A 24,063-nucleotide genomic window follows, 5' to 3' on the forward strand; every position below is an offset into this window, starting at 1 on the left:
GGGAAGATGGCAGCTGGAAGAAGGAAGGTTTCAAAAAAGCATAAACAAATGGAAGATTTTTGGATAGGAATATTGTAAAGCATTCGTTAAATTTAAAAAAAACAACTCCCAGCCTTCCCCTGCCAGCTTCCAGCCCTTTATTATTCTGGATCCAGGTTATTTCAATATCTTCGTTCTGTTAAAAATTTTTCCAATGAGCTACATCATGGTCGACATAGAATCGGACGGCCCGATTCCCGGTGATTTTTCAATGATCTGTTTTGGAGCAGTCCTTGTCACTGATGAACTGGACATTACTTTCTATGGAAAACTAAAGCCAATTTCTGAAAATTTCAATCCTGATGCTTTAGCGGTTTCCGGTTTCAGCAGGGAAGAAACCCTGAGTTTTGATGACCCTGCAAAGGTAATGCTGGAATTTGAAGACTGGATTAAAAATAATTCTAAAGGAAGGCCCGTGTTCATCAGTGATAATAACGGCTTCGACTGGATGTTTATCTGCTGGTATTTTCATCATTTTACCGGACGAAATCCGTTCGGATATTCTTCAAGAAGACTTTCTGATTTGTATTGCGGATTGGAAAAAGATACTTTTGCCCAGTGGAAACATCTGCGTGGAACAGCACACACCCATAATCCGGTAGATGACGCCAGAGGCAATGCAGAAGTTTTGCTCTATATGAAAAGAGAAATGGGACTGAAAATTGCATTGAAATAACAATATTAAACTTTATTTGAAATATGGATCTTGACCTGCGATACGAAAAAGCTGATGAAGGTGATATTGACTTCCTTCTCAATCTAAGAATGAAAACCATGAATCCTCATTACGAAACTTCAGGGCTTTCCACTGACCGGGAAACAACCCTCCAAAGAATTCTGTATAAGTTTGACAAAGCGAATATTATTCTTTTGGACAATCAACCCATCGGACTTTTAAAAGTTGACAGAACATTTACCAATATTGACGTCCTGCAGCTCCAAATCGACCCCAGCCAACAGGGTAAAGGACTTGGAAAAAGAATTTTGTCTGACATCCTTGAGGAAGCTTCACTAGCAGGAAAAACGGTATCATTAAGTGTCTTAAAAACCAATAAGGCACAGCATCTTTATAGAAGTCTTGGTTTCAAGGTCGTAGATGAAGATCAGTATTCTTATTTTATGGAAACCGAAAGACAATAAAATCAGAATGACACTCCCGGCACAAGTCCTTGCTGTTGATTACTTTTTACTGATTGGCCATGGTCACATAGAGCAATCTTCCACCTTCTTCTGGAGACAGCAGTATTTTCTTTCCGTCAGTCAGTTCAACCATTGAACCGGGTGGAATTTCTTTCTGCTCTGTAACATCTTTCATTCCGGACAAACTTTGATTGACAAGCACCCATTTTCCCTGATGAAATGTAAAATATCCTACAGGCATTTTATCCTGCATCGTCAGGTTTTCGTTTCTTATTACTTTCCTTGAAACATGCCATTTGAATACATATTGATTATGATAAACCATCAGTCTGTGATGCTCAGATTTCCACACTTCTTCATCAAACTTAAAATAGAGATCCAAAACAGGCAATGTTCCCTGATGCGGTGTTCCGCAGAACGGACATTTAGGTTGGCTGGTATTATCAAAAACATACCATTTTTCTGTACAGTCTGTATTTTGACAAGGCTGGATCAGATCTACCGTTTTCAGTAAGGCAGCTTCCCATTCATTAGCTGTAGGCCGTCTGATGGGATCGTGCAGCCCATCAACAAAAGCCTTTCTGAACAACTCTGAAAGGTAGGGTCCTGTTACGGTATAGGAAATTTTTTGAGGATTCCCCCAGAAGGCATCCCATTTCCTTAAATGGTCAGCTTTTATATAATTCGAAGAGTTTTCCGGATGTTCTACAAACATCGCTTTTTCTCCCATTGATAAAATCTCATCTTTTTCAGCATCAAGATCCCATATTTTTCCTCCACGTAACGGATGCCTTCTCAACAGATACATATAAATTAAAACAGCGAGAGCATGCAGGTCTGTTTTTTGATTGGGCAAATGCCTTCCCGGATCATGAAGCGGCAGATGTTTGGTCTTTAGAACTTCAGGCGCAATAAAATCTGCCGTCCCGATTACTTCCGGTGGGAACAGCTTCGGAACGACAAGACCATCAATATCAATAATACAGGCAGATTTCGTCACGGGATCCACGAGAATATTATTGTAGGAAAGATCAGAGTGAGCCAGACCCATCTGATGCAGCTTTTTAACACCACGACTAATATTCACTGCGATCTGAAAATAGCTCAGCCAATCTCCCACCTCCGACGGGTCCAGTCTCAAAGGATATTGCTGATTCCGGAACATGGGAGCCGTAAACCACTTTCCCACCTTGTCCTGCCCCATGATATTATCTGAGCCGATATATCCCTTGGCAAAATAGAACTTCTTATGGTAAACAGGAACTACAATTCCGGTAAGCCGGTCTTTTTCAACAATATCATAAGGCCATCTGAAGATTTCATTAAGAAAATATTCCGAAGCATTTCCATTTTGTATACTTTGCAGATAGGTAGAGACTATTCTTATTATCCGCTCTTTTTGTCCTTCATCCAGCGGTTTCCGGTAAAAGGCCACTACATATTCGCGGTCCGGAGAGAAGTATACGTCTTTTACTCCACCCTGAACCGGCTTTTCGTCAACATATTCATACGATTTGGCTGTATCTAGGACAGAGACCACCCGGATTGTCTTTTTCATGTTTTAATAAATTATGGCAAGTGTTCTGTCGTCGTGATTTCCTCTGCTCCAGAAATCAGTCCATATTAAAAGCTGTTCGTCAATCTTTTCATCGTCGATAAAATCTACTTTTGCCCGGTCATCGTTATTTCCGGCCAGGTCTTCAAAAAAAACCTTCCAGCTTTCGGGATCTTCCAGCTTATTTTCTGTAATAAATTTGGGATCATAGATACCATCTGTCATCAGCACGAGATACAAAAAATCATCTGTCACTGTAATTCTGAAACGAGAAGCCATATGACCATTGAAAATTTCTTTCATCGTGATAAAGCGGGTACCGCCTCCAAATTCACCTACATCCATCTGATTGAGAAGATTTACTTCAGAAAAACCACGATGAATAAGATTGACCGGGCAGTCTCCCACCCCAAAGCTGAGGATGACATATCCAAAACTGAACTTTTTAAGCAATACAAAAACAAGTGTTGCATGCAGATCACTCAGAGACAGCGCGTTTACGCCTGCCGCATTTTCCAGTGTATGGTATACATGAAAAACACTTTCTGACAAGATATCGATGATATTCTGCCGGGCTTCCAACGGTTCTTCACCAGGAAATCCATTCATCTGATGAATATTATTTTCTATTTCATGCAAAATCTCCCGTGAACTGAAAAACTCATTGATAGCTGCTACAGCGAGTCTCGAACCTTCTCTTGCCGCAGTTGCCGAGCCTGCTCCATCTGAAACAGAAATAATATTCCATTCTGCTGGAAGTCTGTTCACGGCAAAATCATCTTCCCGGAATTTCCCTTCATGAGCATGAGAACGCCCTCTTTTGGAAACAACAACAATTTTTTTATCTGAAAATCCCCCTTTGAATGCCTCTTCTTCAGGTTTGTAAAAAGCGGCATTTTTATCGCATGGAATATTTTTCCATAAATCTTTCGGATCTGCATTGACCAACAGCGGGATCTTCTTTGTTTCTATCTGATTCTGATCATGGAGGTGATAGAACTGAATGTCCAGATGATAGATATTGTTGGTCAACGGAGTTCCTGAAATGGTATTATTTTCAAAGGTAAGACCTGTTTCCTCAAGATTTCCGATCGTCTTGATCCTGATGCTCGGAAAATCCTCCATATCAAAACTGAATTCATAGAATTGTTTTGCATTCGCATTCTTCAGTACCCAATAAGCATCTTTGAACGCTTCTTTTTCCTTATAAATAAGAGATTGTTCCATCATCTTCGGCTTAGAGTCAGCAGCTGATTTTCTGAAAAATTTTCCCATCATTAGCCCAGCGTTCTGTTGATATCATATCCACCGCCGGAAAATCCGTAATAATCCGAAGTTCCACACCATGGACATTTGCTGTATCCTTCTCCTCTCAGACAGTGGATGCCGCCACAGGAACAGGTCGCCAGTGCAATAGGACTGGCACAATGGGGGCACGATGTACCTCCTTCCAGTTCTTCTATATTGATTTTAAGAGGTGTTTTCTGATTGGACGAAAGTCTGTAATATGCTTTTTCATCAATTTTATACGCACCATCAAGCCTGTAATATCTTGTGGACATCCCGGGAATCCCAGATTCTGCAAATGCTTTTTTAAATTTCATCAGATACAGTTTGTCAGTTTCCTGGCATTTTCCATTCAACACAACAAAATTATTATCCGGAAATCTCTGTTCCATTTCGGGATCTACTTTTTCAAGAATCAGGGAATCTATTTTAGATAGGTTAATCCCTTCTTTTTTGGCTTCGGTCACACTCTGACTCGTTGTTTTTATAGAATCTGTTACCCATTTGAAAAATTCTTTATAGGAATTTTCATCAGAATTATTGAACAGCAAAACATGATCTGCTAATGCACCCAAAAGCTTATAGTTTGTATTTTCACCGATGGACACAGCAATGGTATTGGATTTTCCACTGTATTTGGCATTCCATCTTTCAATGGCTTTGGTGGCATCATCCGTAGGAACTCCGTCTGTAAACAGGAATACAATAGGTTTCCAGTCTCCTTTTATTTCATAGGTCGTTTTCACAATATCCCTGTCAATACAATCCATTACCTGGATCAGGCCCTGAGAAAGTGACGTTCCGCTTCCGATAGGAATTTTGGGAGGGTAAAAACTGATGATATCCTGTAATGGAGTAATCACCTCTGCTTCTCCCGCAAAGCCAATCACCGAAATATAAACAGTTTCCAGGGAATATGGATCTTTTTTAAGCTCCCTGATGATATCCGCAATACCTTCCTGTACCTGCTCAATAGGCTCTCCTACCATAGATTCGGAGATGTCCACTAAAAAATAAATAGGCAGTCTTCTCATAATTGTTAAGACGTTTTTTAAATAATAATATTCAGCTCCGATGGTGGCGGAGGCAGTGTGATATTTTCTCCCGTATTCTGTGAGTGTCCTCCCTGTGTAATGGAAGAGCTTACCCACCTGAAAAACGAGGAAAGGGTAATAGCATCTGTAGTATCAAGTTTCACCACGTGATCGGTAAGTTCTTTCAAAAACTGTTCATCGGCTTTTGGACCTGCTGCACAGCCTACGATGGCTCCAAATTCAAGTCCTCTGATAACGGGGATCATTTGTCTGTATTTCTGGATATCCGAAGGTTTGCCGTCTGTAAATATAAAAAGTAAGGGCTGCCAGTCTCCTTTTGTATCAGCTGATTCTTTTACGATTTCCTTTTGAACCAATCCGGAAACCATTTCCAGGGCAGCGCCTGTATGTGTTGGCCCACTGTCCGGACAGGTGATTTCCATCGGATAGAAACCAGCCAGATCTGTTAAAGGAATAATATTCTTCACTTCCCTGTCGAAGGTAATGACACTTAAATGCAGACTGTCCATCGCCTGAGGGTCTGCACGAAGCATACTGATGAGGCCATTGAAGCCATTGTTCAACGCCTGAATAGGTTCCCCGTTCATAGAACCGGAGGTGTCCAGTAAAAAGTAGGCTAATAATCTTCTGCTCATAAGAAAAGAGTGATTCTGAAGCCGGCGGAGGAAGTCGAAGACTTCCAAGCCGGCTTTTATAGGTTATTAGAAATTAAATCTAGTGGGAATAAGAATACTGCTGTCTCAGGATATCTATAAAGTTATCCGTATGATGAGGTTCTCCCAGCGCCCGGAATTTCCAGTCTCCATTATGACGGTATGCTTCAGCAAAAACCATGGCACACATTCCGTTCATACTGGCATCACCGGAAAGGCTATATCTGGTGATTTCTTTTCCAGTAGCATCTACCGCACGGATAAATGCATTTTCGATCATTCCGAAGTGTTGGTTGTTACTTCTTCCCTGGTAAATGGTCACAAGAAATATAATTTTCTGATAGGTCTGGTCCAGCTGGTCCAGTTTAACGATAATCTGCTCATCATCTCCGTCTCCTGCACCCGTTCTGTTATCTCCCGTCAGCCAAACGTTTCCACTGGGATGCTGCATAGAATTAAAGAAAATCACATCCCCCTGATAAAGTCCCAGCTGTCTTCCATCATTAGTCTGCACCGTTCTTCCCAGATTAGCTACTTTTCCGTTGCCATCCAGTAGAAAAGCCACTGCATCAAGATCATATTCTGCTTCCTTATTGAATATCTTTCCAAAAAAACCACCTTGTTTTCTGACATCCCATCCTAATCCGATCGTTACTTTTGAAAGATCATACACACTTTCTCCACGGTCATTTTTTCTTAAATCAATCGTTTGTCCTTTCTGTAAATTAATTGCCATAGCTATCGTTTTGTGTAATTGATGATTATTTAATGATTTGTCCTTTATAATATTTCTCAAGGAAAAAGCCAAGGTCTGCCCGGTATCCTATGCCTGAAGCTTCGAATTTCCAGCTTCCGTTTCTCTTATACAGCCTTCCAAACTCTACCCCTGTTTCAATAGAGAAATCTTCATCCAGTTCATACTTTGCGATTTCCTGATTGTTACTGTTGTCTACGACCCTGATGTATGAGTTTCTCACCTGCCCGAAATTCTGTCTTCTTCTCTCAAAATCTTCTATGGTGACTACAAAAAGTATTTCTTCCACTCTTGAATCCACTTTATCAAGATCAATGATGATGGCTTCATCATCGTCACCATCACTATTTTTCCCATTAGGATCATCTCCCGTATGAGTAAGAGCACCATCCGGAGAATGTAGGTTATTATAGAAAACAAAATATTCTTCGCTTACTAATTTTCTGTCAGAATCTATCATGATAGCCGAAGCATCGAGGTCGAAATCGTAGCCTGTTCCTTCATTAGGGTCCCAGCCCAATCCTATCGTCATTTTCGTCAGCCCTATCTCAATCTTTTGCCCTTTCTGTAGATTAATTGCCATAGTGTTTTATATTATGAATTATTTTTTCCATTAAGATATATTTGATTTACGAATTGACCAAATTTAAAGGTAACAAATCATCAATAACCATAGAATTAAAACCACTTTCAGTTCAAATAACGCTGCTTTTAACTTTTGAGCCAATACGCTTCTCACTTCTGACGTCTCCGGAGGATACTATAACAAAAAAGGCTCAATTAAAAATAATTGAACCTTATATCATCAATAAAGATTATCTGATTAGTGCTTGTGATCTTTTTCTAAAACAGCCGCATTTCTTGCTTTTGCCAGCATTGGAATGGAAATCAGTCCCATGACCAACATAATAACAATCTGAAGCGGTAAAGAAATAAAGGAATAGGTAAGTCCCATTTCACCTCCGAACTCAGCACTTTTTCCTACTGAAATAAAGAGCGCCATAAAACCGTACTTCATTGCAAGATTGTAGGCACCGATCCCACCGCTGGCAGGAACAATCATTCCCAGCGTTCCTACTACAATAATGAAGAAACCATCTGCAAAGGTAAATGCCGAGGTTTCAGGAAGGGCAAAACACACCAGATACGCAGCAAAATAATAGGAAATCCAGATGCCTAAAGTATAAAGAATGAATTTTCCTTTTTCTTTTAACTTAAAAATGGTCGTCAGTCCTTGAAATATTCCGTCTATAAAATTGACAACCTTATCCAAAAACGGAACATTCGCCAATCTCTTTCTAAACATAAAAAACAAAACGATCCCTACAATCAGTGCAGAAAAAATAAGTAAAACTTTATTTGGGTTAATATTGATACCGGAATTTTTATAGAAAGACAGAATTGCATCATATTTAAATAATAATGTTAACCCCAGAAATCCAAGCATGCAAACAAGATCAACCACTCTTTCCAAAATGATCGTCCCAAAAGATTTGTCAACAGGCACTTTTTCCACTCCGTATAAAGCCGTAGCTCTTGCCACCTCACCACTTCTCGGAATGGTAAGATTCATCAGGTATCCAAATGATATTGACCAAAGCGCATTGGAATTTGAAATGCTATATCCCATCGGCTCCAGCATCAAATTCCAGCGAATAGCCCGAAACCAGTAGGCAAGAAGACCAAATACAGAGGCAAACAACACCCAGAGATAATTGGCTTTCGCCAATGACTGCCTGATGACTTTAAAGTCCAGGCCTCTTAAAGCAAGCCATAAAAAAAAGCCTGCAAAAGCAAGCGATATTACTATTGTGAGGATAGATTTGAGAGGTTTTTTTGATGTTTTCTCCATGAACTAGGTAAGAAGATTTGTTTTTTCGTCCGGGAAAACTATTTTCGGCTGGAAATCTTTTGCTTCTTCAGGAGTCATCTGAGCATAGGCAATGATGATGATGATATCATCTTTCTGCACTTTTCTTGCTGCAGGCCCGTTCAGGCATACTTCACCCGATTTTCTTTTTCCCTTGATCACGTACGTATCAAACCGTTCTCCGTTGTTGACGTTCACGATATAGACCCTCTCTCCAACTACCAGTCCGGCAGCTTCTATAAGATCTTCATCAATCGTTATACTTCCTATATAATTAAGGTCAGAGGCTGTTACCCTTACCCTGTGGATCTTAGACTTAAAAACTTCTATTAGCATGGTGCAAATTTATTAATAAAAATTAATAAAACGATCTATATCGATCATTTAAAAACTCCCACAAACACAGGTGTTTAATTTCATAGAATACAAAAAAAATAAATTTTGGTTGTAGAATTAACAATCATATCCTTAAAAACATTAATACTTTATACTCAATTTAGGATTTAATAAATACAGAAAATAATACCACCTTTTTCCTAAAGTCAATACACATAAGCATTTGGCATGATTTTAGTGACGCGTAACGTAGATTTTACGTGGAAGTTGGAATTATCATATTTTAACTGATTTCACTGAAAAGCAAAAAAATTTTACAAGTTTTAATAAAAAAATTGCACAATTAGAAAATAGTATTATATTTGCTATAATTACGAACTAACTTTAATATTAAAAATTATGAACAAGTCTGAATTAATCGACGCAATCGCAAAAGATGCTGGTATCACTAAAGTTGCAGCAAAAGCTGCTTTAGAATCTTTCATTGGTAACGTAACTTCTACTTTAAAGAAAAAAGACGGAAAAGTTTCTTTAGTAGGTTTTGGTACTTTCTCAGTAGCTGAGAGAGCAGCTAGACAAGGTATTAACCCTGCAACTAAAAAACCAATCAAAATTGCGGCAAAAAAAGTTGCTAAATTCAAAGCGGGAGCTGATCTATCAAATGCAGTTTCTGGTGCTAAGAAAAAATAATCATTCAGATTACAAAAATTCAAAGGCTGTTTCATTGAAACAGCCTTTTTTCTATTTTAAATGTAGATCATTGGGAAAAATCTTCATTGACTGCATCAGGAATCAAAGATTAACAGCAGAGATCATCAGTGCGAAAGGAAAAAAAGTATTGGAAAAGATCAGATCACTGATGGAAATGCATTGATATATTTCGGCAATACCTGCCGGAGTCTGTTTTACTTAATCTGAAACCCGGGGAGCTGAAGTCTTACAGCCGGAAGATTATCATTAAGTAAAAATTAAATTGTTTACCACGCAAAGGGGCGCTAAGTTTTCTTAATTCTTATACAAAAACGATCGCTAAGGCGTTTCACTCAGCAGAAAAACCCTTTGCTGAACGAAGTGCCACTGCGAACGAAATCGTACACAACATCAATAACCTTGCGAACGTGGCGTTAAAAAAAAACAGGTTCAAGCTTTACAGCTCTTGAAAAGAGTAAACTAAAATTTTTTTAAAAGCAAATAACAAAAACAAAGATAGTGGCCGACATAAACCGACAACTATCTTATATCTCATAAATCTGTACTGCTTATTTAGGATTAGCCAGGTCAACCAATACATTAAATAGGCGCAATTAAAATTATTAAGAAGTTAAGAGATTAAGTTTCGGCTCAAGCCATTTACCATGGTTGCAAACAATTAAGCGGACTAAGTCCGCCTCTATTGATATTACAAAGTTTATATATTTAAGATGCTACTATCATATTTTAAAAACATAATCACTGACATCTTATTTGTAGTTTCTAACCTCTCATTAAGGTGCCAGTCTTGAGATCTTCCAGTCCAGGCCCTCCAGTGTATATATAATCCTGTCATGAAGACGGTTAGGTCTACCCTGCCAGAATTCAATTTCGTATGGTTTAGCAAGATAGCCTCCCCAATGTTCCGGCCTGGGAACTTCAACATTTTCATATTCATTTTCCAGATCCTTCAATTTTTTTTCCAGAAACTCTCTGTTAGGAATTGGTTGACTTTGCGGAGAAACCAATGCTCCCAGCTGGCTCCCCTTCGGTCTTGAGTGGAAATAACCGTCACTAAGATTTTCAGCTACCTTTTCCAGATCCGCTTTTATGATGATCTGCCTTTCCAGATTAGGCCAGAAAAAATGCAGGCAGGCTTTATGGTTATTCTCTATCGCTTTTCCTTTACGGCTGTTATAGTTGGTATAAAAAATAAATCCTTCATGAGTATATGCTTTAAGAAGCACCATTCTCGTCCGCGGACAGCCATCTTCTTCTACTGTAGAAACAGCCATAGCATTGGCTTCTGAGACCTCAGGGCTCTCATTAGCGTCCAAAAACCAATCTCTGAACTGCTCTATTGGATTTTGTTTTATCTCACTTTCAATAAGTTGGGATTTCTCGTACACTTTTCTTTTGTCGTGCAGGTTTTCCATAAATATTTTTTATTAAATTTGAGTATGAATCACTCATACAAAGGTAAAATATTAATCTCGACACCTGACATTTCCGGCGATATTTTTTCCAGATCAGTCGTATTGGTTATTGAACATAACGAAAGCGGTGCATTTGGTTTGATATTAAATAAAAAAAACAGCCAGATGAGTAGTAAATTCAAAGATTTCTTTGACTTTAAAATTGAAGTCTACGACGGAGGTCCTGTAGAGAATGATAAGGTATTTTTCATCGTCAAAGGTCCAAAGGTTACGGAGGTTTACACAGAAATCACCAGTGAATTCTACCTTACAGAAGATATCGAACGTATCATCAATGCGGTTTTGAGCAAGGAGCTTGATATCAACAATGTAAAAATATTCTCCGGGTATTCTGGATGGTCTCCCGAGCAGCTGGATACGGAAGTTCAAAGAAAAGTATGGACGGTAGTGGATGTTTATAATCTGGACTATACGCTTCCTAATGATCAGACCCTATGGAAATCTATTATGCAGAATCTGGGTGGAGAATTTTTGCTATGGGCCAATTCACCTGAGGATATTTCACTTAATTAGCAATATGGTTTTCAATACGATAAAATAATTAACAAACTTTAAGATTATCTTAACCAATTTTAAAAAAACTTTTCCCGTTCTTTGGATAACCAAAATCACAGAAATGAAAGGTATTACTTTACTTGCTGTATCAGTCTTTTCTACTGCATTTTTATCATTTACACCGCTCAACAAAAAATACATCATTATTGATGCCGGACATGGCGGAAGTGATGCCGGAGCAGTATATGGTCAGTTTTCTGAAAAAGATATTTCCTTAAACATTGCAAAAGAAATTCACAAGATCAATAAGAGTCAGGATAAGTATGAAGTGATTTTAACAAGGGACGCAGATATATCTTCCAGCCTTCCTGACCGAACTATCCTAATCAACAATCTGAATCCGGAAATGGTGATTTCTCTGCATGTCAACAAGTCTCCTGAGAAAGAGACCCCAAAACATGGTTTTGAAGTATTTATTCAAAATTCTGAAGGTTCAAAAAAGCTGGCTGACAAAATCTCTAAAAAATTTAGTGCCCAAACGATCGTAGAACGCAACCTGCACATCTTAAGAGAAACCAAAGCTCCTGCAGTATTGGTAGAACTTGGATTTATCAATAATACCCAGGACAGAAATTATATGACGAGTGAAAAGGGGCAAAAAGAAATTGCACAAAAATTCGTTGAAATCATCAACGAGTACTAAAATAAAGAAACAATTTCTGATTTAATCAGAATAAAACCCGGTAAAGGACTTTGAAATTTCGTTGTTTACCGGGTTTGTCAATTCTATGACTGAAAACTTTTCTTCCAGCTTTCTACCAATTCGGTAAAACGGAGGTTTTCAAAAGTCTTATTTCTTATTTTACCTACAGAAAATATGCCTTTCTCATCGGAGATCATTAAAATCTCTTCTGCCTTCTGTGATTCGAAGGCAATAATCTCGTGTTCCTGAATGTCGGCAAGGTTACTTTTATGTAAGAAAGTCACAAAATTTTCCAGCAGCGGAGAGATATAAGCTCCTTCGGAGTGTTTGGGGATTTTTATGACATTCCCTTCCAAAAATAAAAGATTTCCTGAGGTTGACCGGGCAATTCTCTTATTAGGGTTTAAAAGAATAACGTCATCAAGATCATTTTCCTGTGCATAAATCTCTCCATAAATATTTTCGGGGCAGTGAACCCTAATATTGCTCAGAAGGTTGTTATTAACATTGATTTCCTTGATCATATCCAGTTCCAGAAGCCTTTGGTGAACCGTAAGAAGGTCTGCAATTTCTGTAACTTCATAAAAATAGGAAACTGAAGATTTTGCCAGCGTCAGACCATCATTATTTCTGAACACCTGGAAATTGATGATTCCATTGTGTATTCCTTTGCCCTCGATAATATCTTTCTGAAAAAGAGACTGAAAAAACTCCAGGGTATAGGTCAAAGGAATATTCAACCTCATCTTTCTCATAGAAGCCATCAAGAAAAAATAACATTCCTCATCCATGATGAGTCCTCCATTTCTTACAAAGAAAGAAACCTTCACTGAATCCCCCCAAAGAAAAGCTCTGTTTTTTACCTTTAATTCGTCTGATGTAAAATATTGATTTTCCAATTTTCGATGCGATTTATTTATAAAAAAATAATGAACGATAAATCGTTCATCAGTTTTATCATTTACAATGGTACAACCTTATGCCGCACCTAATTTTATTCTAAGGTTTTCAATAAGATTTTCCCAATACATTGCATTTTCTTCTTCATCACCTTCTTCACAGAAATCTGTAATGTTCAGGGCCAGGTCTTCTGTAATATCATCTATAACGATAGTCATTTCAAAGAAGTTTTTAGTTCCTTCATCTTCTTCCCATCTGAAACGTACGAAACCTTCAGGCTTATATCTGATTAAAGTGGCCTTTTCTGCAGGACCTCCACCCCAGCTAAAAAAGAAGTCATCGCCTTTTTCTGTTACCTCATCCGCAAACCATTCAGACAACCCTTCCGCAGTCGCCAGATATTCATATAAAATCTCTGATAAACAGTGCATTGGGAATTCGTAATGGACTTTATGTTTCGCCATATAATCTTTGTTTTTATCGTCCCGCAATATATAAATTAATTTTTTTATTACACAAGAAAGAGGTTACTTTTTTAAAGGATCTTCATGATATTTATCAGAGATTTTCAACCTGTATTATGTTAAGTCCAAATGTTTACAAGTGTGATGGTAAGCATAAAAATATCCCTCCTATTTGGAGGGATATCCGGTTAGTTTTCATCAAGGATTTCCAGAATAATGCGGCATCCTTCGCGGATTTCGTCCAGCGATAATGTTAGCGGTGGAGATATTCTTAGGTATTCGTTTCTATAAAGCTGCCAGAAGACAATAAGCCCTCTATCCATACACTTTTTGGCGACTTCCAGGGTGTATTCAGGCGCGCCAAGATTTACGGCAAGCATCAGGCCTTTTCCGTTAATATTTTTGATTTTCGGATGGACCAGCAGCTCTCTGAACAATTTTTCTTTTTCGTCAACCTCTTCCATCAGGCCGCTTTCCAATACTTCTTTCAAAGTAGCATAGCTGGCAGCTGCAATAAGAGGGTTTCCTCCAAAGGTAGTCACGTGACCAAGCTTTGGAGAATGGGACAAGGTTTCCATTATTTTTCGGGAACTCATAAAAGCACCTACAGGTACACCGCCTCCCATTCCTTTACCCATGACCAGAATATCGGGAACTATTCCAAAATGTTCGAAAGAGAACAGTTTTCCCGTTCTTCCGAATCCGGGCTGTATTTCATCCAGGATCAGTAGGGCTCCCACTTCTTCGCATCGTTGTTTCAGCTTAATGAGATAGCCGGGATCAGGTACCAGAAAACCTGCAGCTCCCTGAATAGTTTCCAGGAGGACACATGCTGTTTTATCAGTAATTTTATCAAATTCCTTTTCATCGTTGAACTCAATGAAGGTCACCATCGGTAGTAAAGGGCGGAATTCTCTCTTATGATTCTCATTTCCGGAAACACTCAATGCTCCATGGGTATTTCCATGGTAAGAATTTTTAAAAGAGATAATTTCTTCCCTTCCTGTATATCGTTTCGCCAGCTTTAAGCTTCCGTCAATAGCCTCTGCCCCGCTGTTTACAAGATAGGTTACTTGCAACGGATCAGGAGTAGCTTCTGCCAGCAGTTTACACAAGGCTATAGGTTTTTCCTGTGCGTATTCACCGTATACCATGACATGGAGATATTTATCGGCCTGTTCTTTTATCGCGTTTACCACCTTAGGATGTGAATGTCCCAATGTATTGGCTGAAACCCCCGCAACAAAGTCCAGATATCTTCTTCCGTCTGTACCGTAAATATAGTTTCCAACTGCCTTTTCAACTTCAAAACCTGCTGCAAATTTTGTGGTTTGTGCCTGGTATATAAAAAAATCTTTGTGCATTTCCATTGTCTCAAAAAATTTCAGCAAAGCTATAAAAGATTCACCAGATGCCGAAATTATTGCTTTAGAATAAACTGTTCCCTTACCAATTAAAGAGGATCAGAAACTAAAAGATAATACATGCCTAAAAAAAAAGAACCACTCTTTAAGTGATTCCTTTTATATTATTTTCTAACCCGTTTAGGTTTTTTAGCTTCTTCTTTAGCTTTTTCATCATCTACCGCCTTCTGAGCTTTATCAAAGAGCTCATTATCCGCTGTATATTGTATTTCTTCATAATTAGGACTGTCTACCAGAATATCCTGCCATTTTCTGATCCGGTCCCGGGTGTTCCAGTTAAAGTCCGGAAACTTTCTCCGTGCCGGCTCTATCATGCTCATCGGATAGGTATCTGAAGTAGCGCCAATACTACAGGAAATAATCTGCAGTGCTCTTTCTTCAAATAAAGCCCCAATGATTCCACATGCAGAAAGGGTGATTCCTATTCTTTCAGGCTTTTTGGTTTCCTGATCTTCATCATCCACATACACAATAGACTGTGCATTTCCTACCACTCTGGCTTCTCTGATATCATTGTTCTGATAATACACCGTCATAAATTTGCCTTTTACCTGATTGAATTCATCTTTCAGGGTTAAAGAATCTACTTTACTGATGGCAAAGGCGTTTCCTATGACTTTTAATGAATCAATATTTTCGCTTTGGGTATTGAAATAAGCTTCCACTTTATCTCCGGTTACCTGCTTTTCACCACTCCAAAGAATGGGATTGGTATACATGTGCATCACCCCATCCGTCTCATTGAAGGCAATGGAGTCTGCCCTTCCCTGTGCATTGGACTTAAATACCCTTGCTTTTTTATAGGCTCTAAGGAAACTTTTCTTTACTTTGATGTCCAGAGAATCCGGTCTCTGATAAGAAATAATTCTTTCTGCAGCAAAATACACAGAATCCTTTTCCATTATTTTTACAGCATAAGGGTTTCTGGTCATCATGGCAGAGTCCTTTTTCTCAAAAATCTCCCCGTATCCGCCTTTGATATATCTTTTTTCTAAAGGATCATCCAAGGTCACATTTCCGGTTGCCTTACCAAAACCTGAAATCTGATTGTAATACATATCATCACCGGTAAGGATTTTATCATTGTAGAAGATCTTCGAATTTTTATTCAGGAAAGCCTCCTTCGTTTCCATTTTATAGGTTCCCCTTTCGGTGTAAATCCTGTTTTTAGGATTCGCTTTGTTGGTAATGGTCGTAGGGCCGAAAAACTCAGCAACTTTGGTATTCTGATTCTGTTTGATATTCACCCCTTCAATCAGGTATTGCGGGTTGTCTATTTTTACATTCCCAACAAAATCAATCATCTTGGTATTCAGAAAATAAGTTGCAGACTTGGTATACATCACATTTCCCTGGGTATCAGAGATTGTTCCACCCGTATTGAAGTATGCCTGATTGGCCATGCGGTCATAATACAGGATATCTGTTTTTATGGTTTGTTTCGGGTCGGTAAGAACAACATTTTTTCTGGCAACACCTTTCTGAGTATTACCGTCGTATTCCATTTCTCCTGCAGTAATTACGGATCCGTCAGCATTCTGAAGCCTTGTATTGCCGATTGCTTTTACAAAGTTTTCTTCACTGTACAGAACCACTTCGTCTGCGGTAAGAACAGACCCCTGATGCTCAATCTGAACATTCCCTGTAAAGTACTGATTGCCTTCGTACTTTTCAGCGTCTTTTATGATTTTATCCGCGTGGATGATCTTTATTTTATCTTCGGGCTTCAGCGGCTTAGGCTGCCCTGGTGAGGGAGCCTGCAAATAAGGATCTTTCTTCACGGGAAGTTTGTCCTGCGCAACACTCAGCGTAGAAATAAAGATGAACAGAAAAAGGATTATTCTCATTGATTAATCATTCTTAGTGCCATAGAAATACAGCGAATGAGAATCAATATTTACGCCAAAAGCTTCTTCAATGGCTTCTTTGATTCCCTGGATCCTTGGGTCACAGAACTCAATAATTTCTTCGATTTCTTTATCAGAATCTTTTTTGTAGATCACCAGGTGATCGTGCTGTTTATCAAAATAAGATTTTTCATAAGATGAGGAAGTCAGTGTCTTTTCTCCAAACTGATGCTTACGGATAAGCCCTGCATCAAGGAAAATCTCGATCGTATTGTAAATCGTAGCTTTGGAAACGTGATATTTTTTCTGCATCATCAAAAGATACAGATCATCTACATTGAAGTGATGATCCATATTATAAATCTCTTCCAATATCGTATATCGTTCAGGGGTATTCCGGAAACCTTTTTCTAATAAGTAGTTTCTCAAAACATCCTTGATCAAAGCTATATTTTTTTCTTTTTGTATTGTATCCATTAAAAAAATTATCTACAAATTTATCGATTTTTATTTAAATAGATATTATGGTTAGATACTCTCGGGTTTAAGAATTGTGACGGAAGTACCCCGACTGCTCAATTTTGTTATCATAAACAGTGAGCTCAGTAATAGGAGCAGACTCCACTTCAACGTTGTGAGAAGATACTCCCCAGGCCTTAAAGTCATCACTTCCGATATACTTCACAAAGCTGTAAATATTGAGTGTAATCTTCTGTTTAACAGTTAAAAGGATATCATTGATATACGTATTATCTATAATCACGTACTTCAGATCCGGTGGTATATTGTGTGCTCTCAGAGATGGGTGGCTGCTTCTTGACGGAATAGTCCCGTCTGCCATAAGATCTCTGAGTACCATGTTGAAGTAATCATTAATTCTACGGTCTACTTTGAATCCCAAAAGGAAGTTGATCTTATAAACGGTTCCCGGTAAAATTTCATCCACCGTATATTTGAAAGTATAAGGATCTTCCTGATTCACGATGCTCAGGATGAAGTAATGATCGGCTCTTTTCGGCTGCTTCTTAATGATGGAGTAAATAATTTTGGACTCTACCTCATCATTTCTCTTGGCCCGGCTCAGATACGCCAGATTGGTGGCATATTTAGGAATCGTTTCATCCAGCTTCATGTCTTTGATGATAGAGACGTATTTGTCAATCTTTACATACTGGATAAAGTTAGCCTTGATGAGTCTGCCGTTATACCAGGCATACATACAGACCGCAATAAATCCACCCAATACCATCGTAAGCCAGCCTCCATCTACGAACTTGATCACATTGGCATAGAAAAACCCTGATTCAAGAAACAGATACACTGCTGCAAAACCTGCAATAAAGATCTTATTGACTCTTGTACGGCTTAGCCAGAACAACAGTAGAATAGTTGTCATCAGCATTGTAATGGTAATGGTAAGTCCATATGCTGCTTCCATACGTTCTGACTTTTGGAAGAAGATAACAACTACGAAACAGAAAGCCATCAGCCCCCAGTTGATTCTTGGAATATACATCTGTCCTTTGATTCCGGAAGGGTATTCAATATGCTGATTAGGCCAGAAAGATATGGACATTGCTTCTGAGAACATGGTAAATGATCCTGTAATAACAGCCTGACTGGCAATAATGGCAGCTGCTGTTGCTAAAATCACACTTGGTAAAACGGCCCATTCCGGCATAATTCCGAAGAAAGGATTTACCCCGTTGTGTACCTGCTGGTAATTATCTAACAGCCATGATCCCTGTCCAAGATAGTTCAGAATCAGCATCAGCTTAACAAAAATCCAGCTGATTCTGATATTTTTGGCCCCGCAGTGTCCTAAATCTGAATATAAAGCTTCAGCTCCTGTGGTACACAGAAAAACTGCTCCCATGATCACAATAGCACTTGATGAGTGGGTGATCAGATTATATGCGTATATAGGGTTAAAAGCCTTTAATATTTCGATATGATCAAAAATATGCATTGATCCTGACAGTCCCAGTACTAAAAACCATGTGACCATGACGGGTCCGAAGAATTTACCTATGGAAGCTGTACCGAACTGCTGTACGACAAAGACTATAAATAAGATCACTATGGTGATAAGCACCACCGGGGTTTCCGGATTGTATATCTTAAGTCCCTCAATCGCAGACATCACAGTCAGGGAAGGTGTGATCACACTATCTGCAACCAGTGTGGAGGCGCCAATAATGGCGACGACGTACAACCATTTTTTCTTAAGCTTTTTTACCAGTGAATAGAGGGCAAGGATTCCTCCTTCACCCTTGTTATCAGCTCTTAGAGCGATAATCACATATTTAAGGGTGGTCTGCAGCGTCAATGTCCAGATGATACAGGATAATGCTCCTTCAATGTATTCATCAAACGGCATGGTAGCGCCATCTTTTCTTGCGTTCACGATCGCCTTCATTACGTAAAGCGGTGACGTACCAATATCTCCGAAAACGATCCCGAGAGAAACTATAACGCCCACAAATGAGAGTTTCTTTAGGTCAAAGTGATGACCGCCTTCTGTAACTTCTGCCATATCAGCCAATTTATTTTTTTAAAAGCGCAAATTTAGATCAATTTTATGACGCCAAGAATTTTTCTTCATGAATATAATAAATGAAAAAACTTCCTTTCGGAAGTTTTTTTCTATTATTACTTTACGTACATCGCTTTTTTGATTTCCTCTTTTACTTTTTCAAGCTTAGGGAACCATTCTGCAAATAATGCAGCCGAGTATGGTGCAGGTGCATCAGGAGTAGTAATTCTCTTGATAGGAGCATCTAAATAATCAAATGCTTTTTGCTGTACCATGTAGGTAATTTCTGAAGATATTGATCCGAATGGCCATGCTTCTTCAAGAATAACCAATCTGTTGGTTTTCTTCACAGATTCTAAAACAGTATCAAAATCAAGAGGGCGAACTGTTCTAAGGTCAATAACTTCTACAGAGATTCCTTCTTTAGCCATATCTTCAGCAGCCTGTAAAGCCAGCTTCATGATTTTACCAAATGAAACAAGAGTTACGTCTGTTCCCTCTCTCTTAATATCTGCCTTTCCGATTGGCAGATAATATTCCTCTTCCGGAATTTCCATCTTATCTCCATACATCTGCTCAGATTCCATGAAAATAACCGGGTCGTTATCCTGAATTGCTGTTTTTAATAATCCTTTTGCATCATACGGATTGGAAGGTACAACCACTTTAAGTCCCGGGCAGTTCGCAAACCAACCTTCAAAAGCCTGAGAGTGAGTTGCTCCTAATTGTCCTGCAGAGGCAGTAGGACCACGGAAAACAATCGGGCAGTTCCACTGTCCACCACTCATCTGGCGGATTTTTGCCGCATTATTAATAATCTGGTCAATTCCTACCAAAGAGAAATTGAATGTCATAAATTCTACGATGGGTCTGTTGCCATTCATTGCAGCTCCTACGGAGATTCCTGTAAATCCTAGTTCTGCAATCGGGGTATCGATTACTCTTTTCGGACCAAATTCATCCAGCATTCCTTTTGAAGCCTTATATGCACCATTATATTCTGCCACTTCCTCCCCCATCAGGTAGATGGATTCGTCTTTACGCATTTCCTCGCTCATTGCCTGTGCAATTACCTCACGAAAAGTATATTCTGCCATATTTTCTTGAAAAATTTAGACTACAAAAATAGTGTTTTTTTATGATACACATCATAAAAAGGCGTTTCATTTGAACGAGAGGTATTAATATTAATAGGAATTTCAAAAGAGATATTTCTGTGAAAGGGAGCTGGAAGCTAAAAGAAGGAGGTTTAAAAGAATTGACAAACATCTTCTCATCGACTTTAAAATTAATATGATAAAAGTTTTTTCCTTATACCCGCGATTATATTCTATAAGTGGAGATATTAAAAAAACGGCATTTCATTGCTGAAATGCCGTTTCAAAAATTCTATTTAAACTTAAATTAATTGGCCTTCTCCCAAACCTGGGTTCTGCCTAGTAATGATAATCCTAAATAACCTCTTACATTAAGCTTATCTCCGCTTTTTGTAATGGTACATTTGTAAGTTTTACCGGTTTTTGGATCTGTGATAGATCCTCCGGTGAACTCATCCCCTTCCTTTTTTAAGCCTCTGATGATTTCTAATCCTACAATAGGTTTTCCTTTTCTATCATCTTTACATGCTGTACAATTCGGGTCTGCAGGCTTTATCAGCAATTGAGAAACTTTTCCATAATATTTCCCGTCTGATTTTTTGTATATTTCTACAATAGACTTCGCCTGCTTGGTTTCGTCATCTATCGTCTTCCACTTGCCTTCTATCTGTGCAAAAGAGAGCACACCGAATAAAGAAAGCCCAAACGTTAACAATAATTTTTTCATATTTCTTATAGTTTTAATTTTAATACAGTATTCTTATCTACGTATTGATAAAAATATAAATTAATTTTCAACAAACAAAAACTTTTATTATACAAAGCATAAATACCGGTAAAGTAGTGAAAGATCAACAAATACCACTCCAAAAAAGTGTAATCCCATTATGAGCGAATACTTTTTCCGTCTTTCTAATACAGCTTTCTGTTGATCACTCTGTTCATATAATCCTGGTACCAGGCTTTTGCTATCTGTTTTCCTTTTTCAATCTCAGTGCTTTTAAGCTGGTCGATCAGATTTTTTTCAAATCCAAGATCCGTTTTATCGTAGACCCCATTGATTTCCTTGCCGTCAAATCGGTACATATAATTCCCGATAATAAACTGCTCGGTATTCCCATCGGAATTAACTACTATTGAAGGGTATTTTTCAGGACTTACCAAGCTTCTGCCCCAGCTTCTGATCGGCTTATTGTATCCGATAAGGTCAACCAGTGTAGGATAAATATCAGCCTGCTGCGCTGTTTCCGGACTCACCCCTTTAAGCTGATATTCCGGATTGGGAGAATAGAAGATCAATGGAACTGCAAAACGGTTCATGGCTCTTTCATATTCCGGGTAATAGATCTGGTTGGTATGATCTCCAGTAAAAACAAAGATGGTATTTTTGAACCAAGGTTCTTTTTTGGCCGTTTCAAAGTATTTTTTAATTGCATAGTCCGTATACTGTATCGGCTCATGCATTTCTATTTTTCCTTTCTTAAATTTCCCCTGGTATTTTTCAGGAATTTTAAAAGGATGATGGGAAGAAGCTGTAAACACCGTAGTCATAAAAGGCTGTTTCTTTCCAACATTCTTAGCAAAATACTGAAGGAATGGCTCATCCCAGATGGCCCACATCCCATCGAAATCTTCGTCATGATTGTATTCCGTTTTTCCGAAATAATGTTTGAACCCTAAAATATTACCAAACCCCAGGAATCCCATTGAACCATTAGGAGCTCCATGGTAAAATGAAGTGTCATAACCCAGATCATTACAGACAGAAACGATAGACTGGATCTTCTGATTGGAGTATGGCGATCCCGTAAAGGCATCCGTAAGGCTGGGAATTCCGGCCAGCACACTGCTCATCCCATGAATAGACTGTCTTCCGTTCGCAAAAGTATCCGGAAAAATAAGACTTTCCCCCGCCAGACTATCCATAAAAGGAGTATAGGAAACGTAATCCTTTATATTTTTGTCTTTGTTAAAAGCACCGGAATATTCTCTGCCAAAGGATTCTACAATAAAAATGACAATATTAGGCCGGTTTTCAACTTTCCTGTCATAGGTTTTATAAGGAAAAACATGGTCATCAATATATTTTTCGTCTACAAAATGTACTTCTTTAAAGTTATTAGTATTCAAGGTTCTGAAAAAGGAGAATGTACTGTTAAGCACCATATTTCCCTGTAAAGGATTCGTCACAAACCTGGTAGCATCAACCATATTGATCGGTCTTGTACTGTGTTTGAAATCACCCCTGATTCCACCTACTACCAACACCGCAGTGATACATAATGTCACAATGGAAAAAAGGAAATAGGGAAGAAGTTTCGCAGGTTTAGTATCTTCCACTTTTACTTTCTTATAGAGGAAAACCCATCCTGCCATTAAAACAATATACCAGATCAGGACAAAAGGATGCTCTTTGATAGAGATCATCAGGGTCTGGGAAACATTAGATTCGTGCTCGGCCACCTGGAACACCGCTGAAGTAAGTCTTGCCTGGGAAAATTTGTAATAGATAAAATCTCCGAAATTCATAGCATAAGCCACCCCATTGGTTATAAAATACAGCCAGAAAAGAATTTTCTGATAGACTTTCTTTGTATTCACGACGAGAGGCAGCAGACTCAGTAGAATAAATAAAGAATTGACATACAGAATTGCTGTCGTATCGAAAGCCGTCCCGTGGTAAGCAAGCTTCAAATAATCGTAAACCGAATCAACTTTTATGAGGTCTTTATTGAAATACCAGAACAAAAGTCTTGCGATCTGATAAAAAACATAGGCTAAAAAAATTCTGTAAAACAATGCCAGAACTTCCTGTTTTCTAAATCCTTTTAAAAATTTCATGCGGCAAATTTACATCAAAATCGTTTTAATGCCTTTTTTAGTTCATATTATTTTGAGTTAGAATTTTTAAAAATGTAATTTTGTACTTATGGATTTTATAAAAAATAATCTGGCCAATGCCTTGACCCTGGCTAATTTATTTGCGGGCTGCGTGGGTGCAATACACCTTATTTTAGGAGACTATCAGACAACGGCAATATGCCTTGTTCTCTCTTCCATTTTCGATTTTTTTGACGGGTTTGTTGCCAGAGCCTTAAAATCAAATTCCAACCTTGGGCTGCAGTTGGATTCTCTTGCTGATATGGTAAGCTTTGGATTGATCCCGGGACTCACCCTATATAAAGCTCTTGAACCATTCGGAACGGAACTGCTGGGGCTTCACCTTCCTTTTGAAATCAAGTATTTCGGGTTGCTGGTTACTGTATTTTCATGTCTGAGACTGGCCATCTTTAACCTTGATGAAGAGCAGCGTTATTACTTCAAGGGACTGAATACACCTACCAACACCGTTTTACTGTTCGGTCTCTATTATGCATTTAAAGAAACCGGAACTTTCAGCTTCTTATTCAATAATGAGTTGCTATTGGTTCTGCTTACCGTCCTTACTTCATGGCTTCTGATCAGCCCGATCAAGATGATGGCCATGAAATTCAAATCCAGACAATTAAAAGACAATTACCCGAAAGTTGTATTATTGGTGGGGGGAATTGCTATTCTTGCTCTATTTCAGATCGTAGGAATTCCGATGCTTGTTATTTACTATATGCTGGTATCGGTTATTTTTCAAGGGCAGTTGAAGTAGATGAAGGGGTGATGGGTGGTAGTTGCTGGATGCGAGATGCTAGTTTTTAGTTGCTAGATGCTGGATGCGAGATGCTAGA

Annotated in this window: 24 protein-coding genes; 6 read left to right on the top strand and 18 right to left on the bottom strand. The window is 38.6% G+C overall.

The window, feature by feature from the left end; all coding sequences use genetic code 11:
* Positions 1-193: 193 nt before the first annotated feature.
* Both DRF67_RS04150 and DRF67_RS04155 read left to right on the top strand, forming a co-directional pair.
* Complete coding sequence (locus DRF67_RS04150; RefSeq protein WP_115926932.1) at positions 194-715, top strand: 3'-5' exonuclease; 522 nt, start codon at positions 194-196, stop codon at positions 713-715.
* Positions 716-738: 23 nt separating this feature from the next.
* Positions 739-1,179 (top strand): GNAT family N-acetyltransferase, encoded by a 441-nt coding sequence (locus tag DRF67_RS04155; protein WP_115926934.1) that lies wholly within the window; start codon positions 739-741, stop codon positions 1,177-1,179.
* Positions 1,180-1,225: 46 nt separating this feature from the next.
* Here the strand turns inward: DRF67_RS04155 and DRF67_RS04160 are convergent, their stop codons facing one another.
* The 8 genes from DRF67_RS04160 to panD all read right to left on the bottom strand — a co-directional run bounded on the left by DRF67_RS04160 (position 1,226) and on the right by panD (position 8,689).
* Positions 1,226-2,737, bottom strand: a complete 1,512-nt coding sequence (locus DRF67_RS04160) for a helix-hairpin-helix domain-containing protein (protein ID WP_115926936.1) — start codon at positions 2,735-2,737, stop codon at positions 1,226-1,228.
* A gap of 3 nt (positions 2,738-2,740) precedes the next feature.
* Positions 2,741-4,012, bottom strand: coding sequence for a PP2C family serine/threonine-protein phosphatase (locus tag DRF67_RS04165; RefSeq protein ID WP_115926938.1), 1,272 nt, complete (start codon positions 4,010-4,012; stop codon positions 2,741-2,743).
* A complete protein-coding gene (locus tag DRF67_RS04170; protein WP_115926940.1) occupies positions 4,012-5,055 on the bottom strand; it encodes a TerY-C metal binding domain-containing protein in 1,044 nt (347 codons plus the stop codon). Before DRF67_RS04170 ends, DRF67_RS04165 begins: the two co-directional genes overlap by 1 nt.
* A 17-nt stretch (positions 5,056-5,072) precedes the next feature.
* Positions 5,073-5,711, bottom strand: a complete 639-nt coding sequence (locus DRF67_RS04175) for a vWA domain-containing protein (RefSeq protein ID WP_115926942.1) — start codon at positions 5,709-5,711, stop codon at positions 5,073-5,075.
* A 79-nt stretch (positions 5,712-5,790) separates the two neighbouring features.
* On the bottom strand, positions 5,791-6,465 hold the full coding sequence (locus DRF67_RS04180) for a TerD family protein (RefSeq protein WP_115927098.1): 675 nt from the start codon (positions 6,463-6,465) through the stop codon (positions 5,791-5,793).
* Positions 6,466-6,490: 25 nt separating this feature from the next.
* Complete coding sequence (locus tag DRF67_RS04185; protein WP_115926944.1) at positions 6,491-7,066, bottom strand: TerD family protein; 576 nt, start codon at positions 7,064-7,066, stop codon at positions 6,491-6,493.
* Between the two features lie 240 nt (positions 7,067-7,306).
* Positions 7,307-8,335, bottom strand: coding sequence for a lysylphosphatidylglycerol synthase transmembrane domain-containing protein (locus DRF67_RS04190; protein ID WP_115926946.1), 1,029 nt, complete (start codon positions 8,333-8,335; stop codon positions 7,307-7,309).
* 3 nt (positions 8,336-8,338) lie between these two features.
* Positions 8,339-8,689, bottom strand: coding sequence for an aspartate 1-decarboxylase (panD, locus tag DRF67_RS04195; protein WP_002976902.1), 351 nt, complete (start codon positions 8,687-8,689; stop codon positions 8,339-8,341).
* Between the two features lie 399 nt (positions 8,690-9,088).
* Between panD and DRF67_RS04200 the strand changes: the two genes are divergently transcribed.
* Complete coding sequence (locus tag DRF67_RS04200; RefSeq protein WP_027379880.1) at positions 9,089-9,379, top strand: HU family DNA-binding protein; 291 nt, start codon at positions 9,089-9,091, stop codon at positions 9,377-9,379.
* 794 nt (positions 9,380-10,173) lie between these two features.
* Here the strand turns inward: DRF67_RS04200 and pdxH are convergent.
* Positions 10,174-10,815 carry a pyridoxamine 5'-phosphate oxidase gene (pdxH, locus tag DRF67_RS04210; RefSeq protein WP_115926950.1) on the bottom strand — a complete coding sequence of 214 codons (642 nt, stop codon included), beginning with the start codon at positions 10,813-10,815 and terminating at the stop codon, positions 10,174-10,176.
* Positions 10,816-10,839: 24 nt separating this feature from the next.
* Here pdxH and DRF67_RS04215 point away from each other — a divergent pair, with 24 nt between their 5' ends.
* Complete coding sequence (locus DRF67_RS04215; protein WP_115926952.1) at positions 10,840-11,388, top strand: YqgE/AlgH family protein; 549 nt, start codon at positions 10,840-10,842, stop codon at positions 11,386-11,388.
* A 103-nt stretch (positions 11,389-11,491) separates the two neighbouring features.
* Positions 11,492-12,073, top strand: a complete 582-nt coding sequence (locus tag DRF67_RS04220) for an N-acetylmuramoyl-L-alanine amidase (protein ID WP_115926954.1) — start codon at positions 11,492-11,494, stop codon at positions 12,071-12,073.
* An 83-nt stretch (positions 12,074-12,156) separates the two neighbouring features.
* Here DRF67_RS04220 and DRF67_RS04225 read toward each other — a convergent pair whose 3' ends face one another.
* From DRF67_RS04225 to DRF67_RS04265, 9 genes are all read right to left on the bottom strand, one after another.
* A complete protein-coding gene (locus tag DRF67_RS04225) occupies positions 12,157-12,972 on the bottom strand; it encodes an aminotransferase class IV (protein ID WP_115926956.1) in 816 nt (271 codons plus the stop codon).
* Positions 12,973-13,050: 78 nt separating this feature from the next.
* Complete coding sequence (locus DRF67_RS04230) at positions 13,051-13,437, bottom strand: START-like domain-containing protein (protein WP_027374691.1); 387 nt, start codon at positions 13,435-13,437, stop codon at positions 13,051-13,053.
* Positions 13,438-13,625: 188 nt separating this feature from the next.
* Positions 13,626-14,801 (bottom strand): aspartate aminotransferase family protein, encoded by a 1,176-nt coding sequence (locus tag DRF67_RS04235; RefSeq protein ID WP_115927100.1) that lies wholly within the window; start codon positions 14,799-14,801, stop codon positions 13,626-13,628.
* Positions 14,802-14,965: 164 nt separating this feature from the next.
* Positions 14,966-16,708, bottom strand: coding sequence for an OstA-like protein (locus DRF67_RS04240; RefSeq protein ID WP_115926958.1), 1,743 nt, complete (start codon positions 16,706-16,708; stop codon positions 14,966-14,968).
* A 3-nt stretch (positions 16,709-16,711) separates the two neighbouring features.
* A complete protein-coding gene (locus tag DRF67_RS04245) occupies positions 16,712-17,185 on the bottom strand; it encodes a Fur family transcriptional regulator (protein ID WP_109623651.1) in 474 nt (157 codons plus the stop codon).
* 67 nt (positions 17,186-17,252) lie between these two features.
* On the bottom strand, positions 17,253-19,244 hold the full coding sequence (locus DRF67_RS04250) for a KUP/HAK/KT family potassium transporter (RefSeq protein ID WP_115926960.1): 1,992 nt from the start codon (positions 19,242-19,244) through the stop codon (positions 17,253-17,255).
* Positions 19,245-19,360: 116 nt separating this feature from the next.
* Positions 19,361-20,341: a pyruvate dehydrogenase complex E1 component subunit beta gene (locus tag DRF67_RS04255; protein WP_115926962.1), complete on the bottom strand. Its 981-nt coding sequence runs from the start codon at positions 20,339-20,341 to the stop codon at positions 19,361-19,363.
* Between the two features lie 307 nt (positions 20,342-20,648).
* Positions 20,649-21,068: a DUF2147 domain-containing protein gene (locus DRF67_RS04260; RefSeq protein WP_115926964.1), complete on the bottom strand. Its 420-nt coding sequence runs from the start codon at positions 21,066-21,068 to the stop codon at positions 20,649-20,651.
* A 185-nt stretch (positions 21,069-21,253) separates the two neighbouring features.
* Complete coding sequence (locus DRF67_RS04265; protein ID WP_115926966.1) at positions 21,254-23,182, bottom strand: LTA synthase family protein; 1,929 nt, start codon at positions 23,180-23,182, stop codon at positions 21,254-21,256.
* Between the two features lie 88 nt (positions 23,183-23,270).
* Here DRF67_RS04265 and DRF67_RS04270 point away from each other — a divergent pair, with 88 nt between their 5' ends.
* Positions 23,271-23,984 carry a CDP-alcohol phosphatidyltransferase family protein gene (locus DRF67_RS04270; RefSeq protein WP_115926968.1) on the top strand — a complete coding sequence of 238 codons (714 nt, stop codon included), beginning with the start codon at positions 23,271-23,273 and terminating at the stop codon, positions 23,982-23,984.
* Positions 23,985-24,063 lie beyond the last annotated feature (79 nt).

It is taken from the genome of Chryseobacterium pennipullorum, assembly GCF_003384725.1.
Classification (GTDB): Bacteria; Bacteroidota; Bacteroidia; order Flavobacteriales; family Weeksellaceae; genus Chryseobacterium; species Chryseobacterium pennipullorum.

Bases quoted from the DNA above. Each gene is read 5' to 3' on its own strand.
- DRF67_RS04150 (WP_115926932.1), top strand. From the start codon at position 194: ATGAGCTACATCATGGTCGACATAGAATCGGACGGCCCGATTCCCGGT.
- DRF67_RS04155 (WP_115926934.1), top strand. From the start codon at position 739: ATGGATCTTGACCTGCGATACGAAAAAGCTGATGAAGGTGATATTGAC.
- DRF67_RS04160 (WP_115926936.1), bottom strand. From the start codon at position 2,737: ATGAAAAAGACAATCCGGGTGGTCTCTGTCCTAGATACAGCCAAATCG.
- DRF67_RS04165 (WP_115926938.1), bottom strand. From the start codon at position 4,012: ATGATGGGAAAATTTTTCAGAAAATCAGCTGCTGACTCTAAGCCGAAG.
- DRF67_RS04170 (WP_115926940.1), bottom strand. From the start codon at position 5,055: ATGAGAAGACTGCCTATTTATTTTTTAGTGGACATCTCCGAATCTATG.
- DRF67_RS04175 (WP_115926942.1), bottom strand. From the start codon at position 5,711: ATGAGCAGAAGATTATTAGCCTACTTTTTACTGGACACCTCCGGTTCT.
- DRF67_RS04180 (WP_115927098.1), bottom strand. From the start codon at position 6,465: ATGGCAATTAATTTACAGAAAGGACAAACGATTGATTTAAGAAAAAAT.
- DRF67_RS04185 (WP_115926944.1), bottom strand. From the start codon at position 7,066: ATGGCAATTAATCTACAGAAAGGGCAAAAGATTGAGATAGGGCTGACG.
- DRF67_RS04190 (WP_115926946.1), bottom strand. From the start codon at position 8,335: ATGGAGAAAACATCAAAAAAACCTCTCAAATCTATCCTCACAATAGTA.
- panD (WP_002976902.1), bottom strand. From the start codon at position 8,689: ATGCTAATAGAAGTTTTTAAGTCTAAGATCCACAGGGTAAGGGTAACA.
- DRF67_RS04200 (WP_027379880.1), top strand. From the start codon at position 9,089: ATGAACAAGTCTGAATTAATCGACGCAATCGCAAAAGATGCTGGTATC.
- pdxH (WP_115926950.1), bottom strand. From the start codon at position 10,815: ATGGAAAACCTGCACGACAAAAGAAAAGTGTACGAGAAATCCCAACTT.
- DRF67_RS04215 (WP_115926952.1), top strand. From the start codon at position 10,840: ATGAATCACTCATACAAAGGTAAAATATTAATCTCGACACCTGACATT.
- DRF67_RS04220 (WP_115926954.1), top strand. From the start codon at position 11,492: ATGAAAGGTATTACTTTACTTGCTGTATCAGTCTTTTCTACTGCATTT.
- DRF67_RS04230 (WP_027374691.1), bottom strand. From the start codon at position 13,437: ATGGCGAAACATAAAGTCCATTACGAATTCCCAATGCACTGTTTATCA.
- DRF67_RS04235 (WP_115927100.1), bottom strand. From the start codon at position 14,801: ATGCACAAAGATTTTTTTATATACCAGGCACAAACCACAAAATTTGCA.
- DRF67_RS04240 (WP_115926958.1), bottom strand. From the start codon at position 16,708: ATGAGAATAATCCTTTTTCTGTTCATCTTTATTTCTACGCTGAGTGTT.
- DRF67_RS04245 (WP_109623651.1), bottom strand. From the start codon at position 17,185: ATGGATACAATACAAAAAGAAAAAAATATAGCTTTGATCAAGGATGTT.
- DRF67_RS04250 (WP_115926960.1), bottom strand. From the start codon at position 19,244: ATGGCAGAAGTTACAGAAGGCGGTCATCACTTTGACCTAAAGAAACTC.
- DRF67_RS04255 (WP_115926962.1), bottom strand. From the start codon at position 20,341: ATGGCAGAATATACTTTTCGTGAGGTAATTGCACAGGCAATGAGCGAG.
- DRF67_RS04260 (WP_115926964.1), bottom strand. From the start codon at position 21,068: ATGAAAAAATTATTGTTAACGTTTGGGCTTTCTTTATTCGGTGTGCTC.
- DRF67_RS04265 (WP_115926966.1), bottom strand. From the start codon at position 23,182: ATGAAATTTTTAAAAGGATTTAGAAAACAGGAAGTTCTGGCATTGTTT.
- DRF67_RS04270 (WP_115926968.1), top strand. From the start codon at position 23,271: ATGGATTTTATAAAAAATAATCTGGCCAATGCCTTGACCCTGGCTAAT.